This is a genomic window from Vulcanococcus sp. DEBay_Sum22DG08_74, from assembly GCF_017852955.1.
GTDB lineage: Bacteria > Cyanobacteriota > Cyanobacteriia > PCC-6307 > Cyanobiaceae > Vulcanococcus.
On sequence record NZ_JAFMKL010000100.1, the window covers coordinates 1 to 6,040 of the forward strand.

Here is a 6,040-nt window from a genome sequence, read left to right on the forward strand (position 1 = left end):
TAGTTTAGTGGTAAAACCTCAGCCTTCCAAGCTGATGATGCGGGTTCGATTCCCGCAGCCCGCTTCCCTCTAGAAGCAGCTCTGCTCCACGAGCAGCACCAGGCTGCGGCTCTTCATGGCCTGGGTTGCACCGTTCCAGGCTTGGGGGTCGGCGGGTGCAGCATCGGCCTCAGCGGTGTTGATCACCTGGCGCCAGCCGTGATTCACCTTGGGCACCTCGAAACTCAGGTCCTCGCAGTAGGCGTTCATCCCGCACCAGATCAAGGGGCCCCGCTGACGGTCGTTGAGACTCCAGGCCAGGGTGTGGGACCAGCTGGCCCAATCGGGTTGTCCGAGTTTGGGGCCGTGCCATTGGCGAATGAGGTGTCCCGGCTGATCGAAGCGGGGGGACTTGGCCTCGGCATGGGGCACCTCGGGATTGAACAAATCAGCCCACTGGTGGCGGATCTGAATCAGCCGTTGCAGGAACCGTTTGAGCTCGAGGTCCTCCGCGTCCGGTGCCCAATGCATCCAGCCGAGGATGTTGTTCTGGCACCAGGTGTTGTTGTTGCCGCCCTGGCTGCGGCGCACCTCGTCCCCCATCAGCAACATGGGAACCCCGGGGGCGAGCAGCAGGCTCGCCAGCAGGTTGCGCAGTTGCCGATTCCTTAGGGATTGGATGTCGGGGTCGCTGCAGGGCCCCTCGGCGCCGTGATTCCAATTGTTGTTGTGGTTATCCCCGTCGCGGTTGTCCTCCCCATTGGCCAGGTTGTGCTTACCGCCGTAGCTGACCAGGTCGTTCAGGGTGTAGCCGTCATGGGCGGTTAAGAAGGTGATGCTGCGCCCCAGGACGGCTGGTTGGCCGCCGAAGAGATCGGGACTGCTGCTCAGGCGTTGGCCCATGGCCCAGCAGCTCTTGTCATCTCCCTTCCAGAAGCGACGCACGTCATCGCGGAAACGGCCGTTCCAGCTGCCAATGCGCTTGGCGGGGAAATCGGCCAGGCGATAGAGGCCGCCGCAGTCCCAGGGCTCACTGACCAACTTCAGATCGGAGAGCTCGGGGTCGGCTTCGATCTCTTCAAACAGTGGTGGTTTGTCGAGGGGAGCCAGTTCTTCCCCGCGGCTGAGGGCGATGCCGAGGTCGAAGCGGAAGCCGTCGACCCCCAGCTCCAGGGCCCAGCAGCGCATCGATTCAAGAATCAGGCGCCGCACCAAGGGCCGGTTAGCCGCAATGGAGTTGCCGCAGCCGCTGACGTCGAGGTAATCGCCTTTGGCGTTCTGGTGGTAGTAGAGGCGGTCGTCAATTCCGCGCCAGCTCAGGGTTGGGCCGGCCTGGTTGCCCTCGCAGGTGTGGTTGTAGACCACATCCACCAGCACCTCGAGGCCGGCCTGGTGGCAGGCGCTCACCAGTTGCCTCACCTGATGGCGGATCTGTAGGGGATCGTCTCCCTGCTGGTAGCCGTGATGGGGGGCCAGCCAGCTGAGGGGGCTGTAGCCCCAGTAGTTCATCCGTCCCTCGGGTGCATCGTGGGGGTCGAACGCCATCACCGGCAGCAGTTCGACCGTGGTGATGCCGAGGTCCTTGAGATAAGGAATGAGTTCGATTAACCCCAGGTAGGTCCCCTGGGCGTCCGGGGTGACTGGGCTGCCCTGGCCGCGGCTGAAGCCCCCCACGTGCAGCTCGTAAATCAGCGTGCGCTGCCAGCTGTGGCGAGGTCTGGGCGCCGCTTGGAAATCAAAGCGATCCCGCTCGGTGACGACCCCCTTGAGGCACTTCGCCGTATTCGGCATCCCGCCGAGGGCATCGATTCGGCTGTAGACATCCCACCCTGTGATTGCACGGGCACAGGGATCAAGGAGCAACTTGGACGGGTTGTAGCCGTGGTTTCCCGGTTGCAGGGGGCCAAAGACTCGGTAGGCGTAGCAGCAGCCGATGCCGACGCCCTCGACCTCCACGTGCCAGAGGTCGCCGGAGCGGTGGCTGCTGTTCAGCTCAATCGTTTGCTCGGGTTCACTGGCGTTGCCATCGCGAAACAGCAGCAGCTCAATCCGGCTGGCACTGGGAGCGGCCAGGGAAAAGTTCACCCCCCTGGGCGTCGCTTGCGCCCCAAGGGGCCAGGGCTGTCCGAGGTGGATCGAAGCCAACGGATCCTGGGGGCTGCCACCACAAGCTAAAGGTGGTGGAGCGGTTGTGGCCCGTCATGAGTGAGGAGAGCCCCCAGCAGGCTGCATCCGGTTCGGTGTTTGCAGAGCCCTTGCCGGAAGGGCGCCCGCCGCGTCAGGTCCTCGAGAACCTCTGGCTGTTTGCCCCCAACCGCGACACGCTGGGGGGCTCGGCCTGGTGGTTGGAGACTCCGGAGTGGGAGGGATGCGCGGGTCTTCTGATCGACTGTCCAGGACTGAATCAAGCCAACCTGGCTTTTCTGCGGGAGCGCGGCCCGGGTCGACTGGTCTTGACCAGCCGTGATGGCCACGGCCGCACCCGACGCTTTCAAGAGGAGCTGCAGTGGCCGGTCTCCCTGCAGGAGCAGGAGGCCTACCTCTTACCGACCGTTGATGGACTCGAGCCCTTCTCGTCAGAGCAGTCCCTCGCCCCGGGATACAGCCTGCGCTGGACCCCAGGCCCGACCCCGGGCAGTGCCGTGCTGCTCGCTGATCGGGCATTCAATGGCGCGCCGCTGCTGTTCTGCGGGCGGCTTCTCAGTCCAGTCGCGTCGGGTGAGGCCCGTCCCCTGCGCACGCGCCGTTCGTTCCATTGGAGCCGTTGGTTGCGCAGCCTGGAGGCCTTGGGGGACTGGTTGCCCCGCTCCACGCCGGTTGCTCTGGCGAGTGGGGCTGGCTTGGGGGCCCTGCGGGGCGAGGCCTTGATCGCTGATGTTCAACAGCAGTTGCAGGCCCTGGACTGGGCTGCTTTAGAGGGCCAGGAGCCCGTCTAGGGATCGGCTCGTAGGGGCACAAAACAGTGCGAAAGGGCCGATTTCGGCAGCAAATGTGGCAAAAACGGCATGGGAAAAGGGGTTTTGAGGTTGCCGCCCCTTGCCAACCCCCATACCATTGGCGCGCTGAAACCAGTGGTGGCGGGGTTTTCTCACTCCGCCCTGCTGCTACTGAGCCCAGAGGCTTCCACTCCGATGAACAAAGCTGACCTCGTCAATCTCGTGGCTGCTCGCACCGAGTTGACCAAGACCGACGTGGCCCAGGTGGTCGACGCGGCCATCGACACCATCATCGATTCGGTTGTCGAAGGTAAGAAAGTGTCGATCCTTGGCTTCGGCTCCTTCGAGCCCCGCGAGCGCTCTGCCCGTCAAGGCCTGAACCCCAAGACCGGCCAGAAGATCAAGATCCCCGCGAAGCGCGTCCCTGCATTCACCGCAGGCAAGCTCTTCAAGGATCGCGTTCAGGGCTGATCACGCCGCGCCCATTCACGGTGTTGAGCAGAGGGCGACCTTCGGGTCGCCCTTTTGCGTGTTGCGGGCCTAGCGGTTGATCGATGTCTACCTTGCTGCCCTCTCATCTCAGAGCATTACGGCGCGAGGTCGCCGATCTGAAGGAAACGGCTCGCCGGGGTCGCTATGCGCCGTCCCCGACGGGTCCACTGCATCTGGGCAACCTCCGCACGGCCTTGCTCTCCTGGTTGATCACCCGGCTGCAGGGCGGCGAGTGGTTGCTGCGGATTGACGATCTCGATACGCCCCGCAATCGAGCAGGGGCGGAGGCCAGCATTCGAGAGGACCTGCGCTGGCTGGGTTTGCTTTGGGATGGACCGGTGCTGCGCCAGAGCGAGCGCCGCGGTCTCTACGCCACGGTCCTCTCGGCCTTGCGGCGTAGCGGCCAGCTCTATCCCTGCCGCTGCAGCCGTCGGATGTTGGCTGACATCTCGGCCCCCCATGGCCGATCGGGGGTCTATCCCGGTTTTTGCCGGCCACTCACTCCCCGTTGGGGTCTGGAGGATCAGCGCCTGCCCAGTTGGCGGCTGCAGCTGGAGCCGGGCCCCCTTCGTTGGCCAGAGCAGTTGGGGCCTGAGGGGTGCCTCGACGGACCGACGGAGGTCGGTGATGTGGTGCTGCGCCGGGCCGATGGTTTCCTGGCCTATCACCTGGCGACCGCGGTCGATGAGTGGGCACTCGGCATCAGTGATGTGGTGCGCGGCTTGGACCTCTGGCCGGCCACGGGACCGCAGGTGGCAGTCCTTCAGCACCTGGGGGTGGAGCCGCCGCGTTACTGGCACCTGCCCCTCTGGATGGATGATCAGGGCCAGCGCCTGTCCAAACGCGATGGCGGCATGGGCCTTGCGGTTTGGCGGGAGCAGGGCGTTCTGCCTGAGGCGGCGATTGGTCGCTTAGCCGCCTCCTTAGAGCTGGTGCCGGAAGGGTCCTGTCTCAGCGCCCAGGAGCTGTTGCAGCAGTGCCAGCTCGGGACCTTGCGGCAGCAGTTGAGCAAGGCTTAACAATCCCTTCGGGATCAAACCCCCTGGCTGTGAACAAAGTGAGGCCATCACCAGGAGCGGCCCATGGCCAGGCCCGAGGAGCAGGGGAACACAGCCATCAATGAGGGTGCAAAGCCTTGTCCCAGGTGTGGAGGGAGCGGCATCCAGCGCACGCAAACGGCCGGCTACCGCACCTGCTTGCAATGCGTGGGTCAGGGCACCATCCTGTTGATCAGCGCTTCGTCTTCTGCCGCCAGATGAAGAAAGCCGTCGTTGCGACCACGGCCAACAGGGGTGCTGCAGTCAGCAGCAGCAGGGCAATGGCGGTCCAGTCGGTGTACATCGCGGCCAGGGCGAAAGCGGCGCCCATCCTCTCAGGCGCTCTGCTCGTTGTGAGCTGCTGTTGCGTTCCTGTTTTGGCCCGGGCGGGTGTGGTCTTTGACGATTGCCAGCCCACGCCGGATGGGGGAGTGACCTGCAACACCCAGCCGACGGGGAACACGCTGATGGATGACGAGGCGGCCCGTTACGGCCTCTTCAATGAAGCCAGCCCTGGCTGGTCGGAATTTGACCCGTACCAGGGCTACGACGACATGTTTGGCGGGAACGAAACCTGACCTGCAGGTGAGGGCTCCGTAGGATCCGACCCGTCTCGAGTTCGCTGAGCCAGCCCCCGATGGAGCTCACCTACCGTCCCCGCCGCCTGCGCCGTTCCCCTGCCCTGCGGGCGATGGTGCGGGAGACCTCCCTGAGTCCCGCGGACTTCATCTATCCCCTCTTTGTCCATGAGGGGGCCAGCAACGAGCCCATCGGGGCGATGCCCGGCTGTCAGCGCTGGAGCCTGGATGGACTCGTGCAAGAAGTCGGTCGCGCCTGGGACCTGGGGATCCGTTGCGTCGTCCTCTTCCCGAAGGTGGCCGATGGCCTGAAGACCGAAGACGGTGCGGAGTGCTTCAACGAAGGTGGCCTGATCCCCCGGGCGATCCGCCGCCTCAAGGAGGTACACCCCGAGATGGCGATCATGACGGACGTCGCCCTGGACCCCTATTCCTGCGATGGCCATGACGGAATCGTCAGTGGCGAAGGGGTCGTGCTCAACGATGAAACCGTTGCCTTGCTGTGCAAGCAGGCCGTTGCGCAGGCCCGTGCCGGTGCGGATCTGATCGGCCCCAGCGACATGATGGATGGCCGCGTTGGTGCCATCCGCGAAGCGCTCGATGAGGAAGGCTTCGAGCACGTCGGCATCATTAGCTATACGGCGAAATACGCCTCGGCGTACTACGGCCCCTTCCGTGAAGCACTGGATTCCGCCCCTCGTGCGGTGGCCAGCAAGCCCATCCCGAAGGACAAGTCCACCTACCAGATGGATCCGGCCAACGCCCGCGAGGCCATCACCGAGGCCCAGCTCGATGAGCAAGAGGGGGCCGACATCATGATGGTCAAGCCCGGTCTGGCTTACCTCGACATCATTCACCGCCTCCGTGAGGAGAGCGAGCTGCCGATCGCGGCCTACAACGTCAGTGGTGAGTACGCCATGGTCAAGGCGGCCGCTGAAAAGGGTTGGATTGACGAGCGGGCTGTGGTGCTTGAAACCCTCCTCTGCTTCAAGCGTGCTGGTGCGGATTTGATCCTCAC

The 6,040-nt window shown here is 64.4% G+C and carries 7 protein-coding genes and 1 tRNA gene; 6 read left to right on the top strand and 2 right to left on the bottom strand.

What is annotated here, in order from left to right; all coding sequences use genetic code 11:
* Position 1: 1 nt before the first annotated feature.
* Positions 2 to 61: transfer RNA gene (locus tag QZ184_RS09530), tRNA-Gly, on the top strand.
* Between the two features lie 8 nt (positions 62 to 69).
* On the opposite strand, the gene QZ184_RS09535 is transcribed toward QZ184_RS09530, so the two are convergent.
* The gene (locus tag QZ184_RS09535; RefSeq protein WP_296419290.1) at positions 70 to 2,124 is read right to left on the bottom strand and encodes an isoamylase; all 2,055 of its coding nucleotides are present in this window, start codon (positions 2,122 to 2,124) and stop codon (positions 70 to 72) included.
* Positions 2,125 to 2,180: 56 nt separating this feature from the next.
* Between QZ184_RS09535 and QZ184_RS09540 the strand changes: the two genes are divergently transcribed.
* From QZ184_RS09540 to gluQRS, 3 genes are all read left to right on the top strand, one after another.
* Complete coding sequence (locus QZ184_RS09540) at positions 2,181 to 2,915, top strand: MBL fold metallo-hydrolase (protein WP_296416553.1); 735 nt, start codon at positions 2,181 to 2,183, stop codon at positions 2,913 to 2,915.
* 195 nt (positions 2,916 to 3,110) lie between these two features.
* Positions 3,111 to 3,386 (top strand): HU family DNA-binding protein, encoded by a 276-nt coding sequence (locus QZ184_RS09545; protein WP_010315164.1) that lies wholly within the window; start codon positions 3,111 to 3,113, stop codon positions 3,384 to 3,386.
* Positions 3,387 to 3,469: 83 nt separating this feature from the next.
* A complete protein-coding gene (gene gluQRS, locus QZ184_RS09550; RefSeq protein WP_296419292.1) occupies positions 3,470 to 4,426 on the top strand; it encodes a tRNA glutamyl-Q(34) synthetase GluQRS in 957 nt (318 codons plus the stop codon).
* A 211-nt stretch (positions 4,427 to 4,637) separates the two neighbouring features.
* Here the strand turns inward: gluQRS and QZ184_RS09555 are convergent, their stop codons facing one another.
* Positions 4,638 to 4,775: a hypothetical protein gene (locus QZ184_RS09555; protein ID WP_010315168.1), complete on the bottom strand. Its 138-nt coding sequence runs from the start codon at positions 4,773 to 4,775 to the stop codon at positions 4,638 to 4,640.
* 46 nt (positions 4,776 to 4,821) lie between these two features.
* On the opposite strand from QZ184_RS09555, the gene QZ184_RS09560 reads away from it, so the two are divergent.
* Together QZ184_RS09560 and hemB are read left to right on the top strand one after the other, a co-directional pair.
* Positions 4,822 to 5,022 carry a hypothetical protein gene (locus tag QZ184_RS09560; protein WP_296419294.1) on the top strand — a complete coding sequence of 67 codons (201 nt, stop codon included), beginning with the start codon at positions 4,822 to 4,824 and terminating at the stop codon, positions 5,020 to 5,022.
* 59 nt (positions 5,023 to 5,081) lie between these two features.
* A partial coding sequence (gene hemB / locus QZ184_RS09565; RefSeq protein WP_296419296.1) for a porphobilinogen synthase occupies positions 5,082 to 6,040 on the top strand: 959 nt, incomplete at its 3' end.

Coding starts and splice junctions, on each gene's coding strand:
- QZ184_RS09555 (WP_010315168.1), bottom strand. CDS start 4,775: ATGGGCGCCGCTTTCGCCCTGGCCGCGATGTACACCGACTGGACCGCC.
- gluQRS (WP_296419292.1), top strand. CDS start 3,470: ATGTCTACCTTGCTGCCCTCTCATCTCAGAGCATTACGGCGCGAGGTC.
- QZ184_RS09540 (WP_296416553.1), top strand. CDS start 2,181: ATGAGTGAGGAGAGCCCCCAGCAGGCTGCATCCGGTTCGGTGTTTGCA.
- QZ184_RS09545 (WP_010315164.1), top strand. CDS start 3,111: ATGAACAAAGCTGACCTCGTCAATCTCGTGGCTGCTCGCACCGAGTTG.